General features: G+C 71.9%; 3 protein-coding genes and 1 pseudogene. 2 read left to right on the top strand and 2 right to left on the bottom strand.

Annotated features, from left to right (window positions below):
• Positions 1-447 (bottom strand): annotated as a pseudogene (locus G6018_RS03130) (hypothetical protein); the annotation flags it as partial.
• Between the two features lie 240 nt (positions 448-687).
• Between G6018_RS03130 and G6018_RS03135 the strand changes: the two are divergent.
• The gene (locus G6018_RS03135) at positions 688-1,968 is read left to right on the top strand and encodes a DUF4921 family protein (protein ID WP_182638686.1); all 1,281 of its coding nucleotides are present in this window, start codon (positions 688-690) and stop codon (positions 1,966-1,968) included.
• A gap of 87 nt (positions 1,969-2,055) precedes the next feature.
• Here the strand turns inward: G6018_RS03135 and G6018_RS03140 are convergent, their stop codons facing one another.
• The gene (locus G6018_RS03140) at positions 2,056-2,571 is read right to left on the bottom strand and encodes a hypothetical protein (RefSeq protein WP_259845726.1); all 516 of its coding nucleotides are present in this window, start codon (positions 2,569-2,571) and stop codon (positions 2,056-2,058) included.
• Between the two features lie 109 nt (positions 2,572-2,680).
• Between G6018_RS03140 and G6018_RS03145 the strand changes: the two genes are divergently transcribed.
• Positions 2,681-3,862 carry a DUF4185 domain-containing protein gene (locus G6018_RS03145; protein ID WP_182638685.1) on the top strand — a complete coding sequence of 394 codons (1,182 nt, stop codon included), beginning with the start codon at positions 2,681-2,683 and terminating at the stop codon, positions 3,860-3,862.
• Positions 3,863-3,870 lie beyond the last annotated feature (8 nt).

The raw sequence follows: 3,870 nt of genomic DNA on the forward strand, positions 1-3,870 counted from the left end.
CTCCGACCCCGCGGACAGCGGCTCCAGCGACCCGGGATCAAGGGACCCGGGCTCGAGCGACCCCTCCAGAGAGCCGTCCAGCGAACCGGGTTCGAGCGACCCCTCAAGCGAACCGTCGTCGGAGCCGGCCTCTGAGCCCGCCGACAACGGCGCGAGCGACCCGGGATTGAGCGAACCGGGATCGAGTGAGCCGGGCTCAAGCGACCCGGGCTCGAGGGAACCCTCCACCGAGCCCTGACCCAGGGAGCCGGGATCGAGGGAACCAGGCTCGAGGGACCCGCCCTCCCCGGATCCCGCCGATCCGAGCAGTAGCTCGAGGTTCAGCCCGAGTCCGGCCTCGAGCGACCCGTCCTGGGCGTTGGCGACCGCCGGGGCACCGGCCGCGGTGAGTAGAGCCGCGCCGGCAACGGCCGCCGCACGGATGTGTAGTGCTCGTTTCGATTTCATCTTCGGTCCTCAATCTGGTCGGTGTCTCCACACGGGATCGCTAGCACCGATCCCCCTGCCTGATACGCACATCGTGAAATCTCAGGATAGTGTTACTTCCGTCACAGTTCCACCGGTGCGGCGGAAATCTCCTCTCGTCGTCGGGTGTTCCCCCCGACCACCTAGGCTCGCCGGGTGACCACCGCTCCAGACTCCCCGTCGGCCCTGAACAGGCCGCTCCGGAGCCGGCCGCTCCGCCGGATGGCGGACGGGACCGTCAAGCAGATCAACCCCTTCACCGGCACAGAGGTCTGGACGGTTCCCGGCCGCGGCCACCGCCCCGTCGACCATCCGCCAGGCGAGGTCCTCCCGGTGGACCCCCACGCGGCCGAGGCGTACTGCGCGTTCTGCGTGACCCGGCTGCGCGAGACCACTCCGGAGAAGTCACGGCTGGTGCGCGACGGCGACACGTGGACGACGCTCGACCGGGTGGCCGCGCACGAGCTCGACCTCACGACCCCTGAGTTCCGGCTCTTCGGCAACCTCTTCGAGATCGTGTCGCTGGACTACTGGAGAGCGGTCCACGGATACCGGATCCCGGCCCGGGCCGCCGCGCACCAGACCGCCTATCTCGGGACCGACGAGGGCGCCGACCACGTCCGCGCTCTGGTCCGCACCAGGATCGCCGCCGCGCAGGGGGATCCGGCGGACGCCGAGGCCATGACGACCGCGGAGCTGGCCGCCCACTCCGAGAGCTTCTTCGGTGGCTGCCACGACGTCGTGGTGGCCCGCCGCCACCTCACCGACGGCGCCACGACTTCCGACCGCCACGCCTCCTCCGGTTGCCTCGACCCGGACGAGCACCAGCAGTTCATCGCCTTCACCGTCCGCGCCATGCGGAACCTGTACACCGACAACCCCCATGCCCGGTACGTGTCGGTGTTCCAGAACTGGCTGCGTCCCGCGGGCGCGTCGTTCGCACACCTGCACAAGCAACTCGTGGCGATCGACGAGGTCCCGGCGAAGACCGGTCGCGAGGTGGCCGCCCTCGCCTCGGAGCCGGACCTCCACTCCACGCTCGGGGTCGACCACGCGGCCTCGGAGGGGCTGGTGCTGGCGGCCAACGAGCACGCGGTGGCGGTGGTCGGGGTGGGGCACCGCTATCCCGCCCTCGTCATCTATTCGCGTTCCGCCGCGAGCGAGCCCTGGGAGCACTCCCCGGACGAGCTCCGCGGGGTCTCCGACCTCCTGCACGCCTGCCACGCCGCCACGGGCCCCCTCGTGCCCACCAACGAGGAGTGGCACACCCGGCCACCGGGGGTCGGCGCGGCGATGCCGTGGCGGATCGTGCTCAAGTGGCGGATCTCGAACCCCGCCGGGTTCGAGGGGGCGACCGGGATCTACGTCAACACGATCGACCCGTGGGCCCTGCGCGATCGGGTCGCGCCGCGGTTGGTCGAACTGCGTGACTCGGGTCGGATCGCCGACATGGCGCTCGGGGCGGAGTGCGGGGACGTGCGGGGGTCCTTGCGCTCCAGGTGAGGCCGGGCGAGGAGCGGGACGGGATCGACGACGACGACGAGGTGGGACGACGACGAGGTGGTCAGGTGAGCACCGGGGGTGCCCCGCCTAGATCGCGCGTCTCGCCCGACCCCGGGGGAGCCTGGCGGCGGTGGCCTCACGGATGCCCGGTACGGAGGCGGGGATCACGACGGGTCCGGAGAGCGACGGGTCGAGCAGCATCGCCGTGGGCGTCTCCTCCGAGCCCATGTTGATGCGGCGGCAGAGCTCGTAGGCGTCCTCGTCCCGCCAGATGTTGACCCAGTGCACCTCGAGCCCCTCCCGGGCGGCGCGCCGCCGAAGCGCGGAGGAGTACGGGCACCCGGGACGCCACAACACCACCACGGCGTGCTCCACGCAGGAGCTGCGCACCGACTGCAGGGGCTCGTGACCGGTGACCCTGAGCGGCGAGTTCCACAGAGCCACCACCGCGGTCACCGCCAACACCAGCAGCGCCGGTGCCGCGCCGTGACCGAACCCCACGATGGTCCAGGCGAGCGCGCACCCCACGGCCACGACGGCCGCGGGGCCGAACCAGTGGCCGGGGACGATCTCGCGCCCCGCCCGGGCGAAGGGGTGTGTCACGCGGACGACCATACGCGTCCCGGATCCCGGTCCGCCCGTGCATTAACCGAATTGTGATGCGTCCACGATCGGCTCTCCGCCCGTCGTCCGTGACGGTAGCGTCGGAGCGATGACGGACTCGCGCCCGCCGACCCCGGCCCCGCCGACCAGCACCCGGAAGCTCCGCGACCTCACGGGACCCGGGATCACCACCGCGTTCGGTATGGAGGGGACCGATCTGGGGATCACCGCCAGGACGCCCTCCGGGCGCCTGCTCGCCGTGTTCGGCGACACCTTCGCGGGAGCGGGGATGGGAGCCCCCCACGTGGGGCGCCCCCACCCGGGGATCGCCGAGTGCTCCCCCACCACCGACGAGCGACCGGGGCCGGGCAACCCCGACTGGCGGTCCCCCGTCGGCCTGTTCGCCGACGACGCCGCCCCGGGCGGGGGCCTGGTGTGGACGGGCGCGGCCGGTCCCGGCCCGCCGGACTACGCGGGGCAACTCATCGACTACGTCCACGGCCGGGGTTGTTCCACCGTCCTCCCCGGCGACGTCCTGACCCTCGGCGACACGATGTATCTCCACGTCATGGTCAACGAGGGACTGGGGACGGTCACCCGGACCGAGATCCACCGCTCGGTCGACGACGGGAGCACCTGGGAGCCGACCGGTGTCACGTTCTCCCCCCGGCTCGAGGGCGGACACCGCCAGCTGTGGACGTGGGAGACAGGTGGGGACGGATTCGTCTACGTCATGTCGACCGGGTTCCAGCGGGACAAGGGGGTCATCCTCATGCGGGTCCGCCAGGAGCACCTGGCGGATCCCGGCGTCAACGGGTGGCAGACGTGGGGCTACCGCGAGGGCGCCTGGGACTGGGGCAACCCCACGACCATCGTGCTTCCGGGCCGCATCGGCGAGATGTACCTGCGGCGGTGCGAGGACTTCTGGACCCTCACCTACTTCGACGCCGAGCACTACCGGATCGACTGCCTCACCTTCCCGCACATCGGCGCCGACCTACTGGACAGGTCGGTGACGACCCACACCACGCTCCTGCACGGCTGTGCCTGGGGCGACGAGTCCGACGGCTCAGATCCCGCCGCGGGTCCGGCACGCGTCGCCCAGCTCTACTGCGGCTGCCCGGTCCCGGGGTCCACCCCCGAGGAGTGGCACGTGGTCGTGAGCCAGTGGAACACCCACGACTCGGCCGCGGGCCCCGCCGGCTGGCCGTACCGCTCCATGCAGTTCGTGGGGTCCATCCCGCGTCCGCCGGGGACACGGGCCGGGGACCGACCCGCCGCGGGCGCGTAGGTCCGCGG

This window comes from Dietzia sp. DQ11-44, assembly GCF_014145205.1.
Classification (GTDB): domain Bacteria; phylum Actinomycetota; class Actinomycetes; order Mycobacteriales; family Mycobacteriaceae; genus Dietzia; species Dietzia natronolimnaea.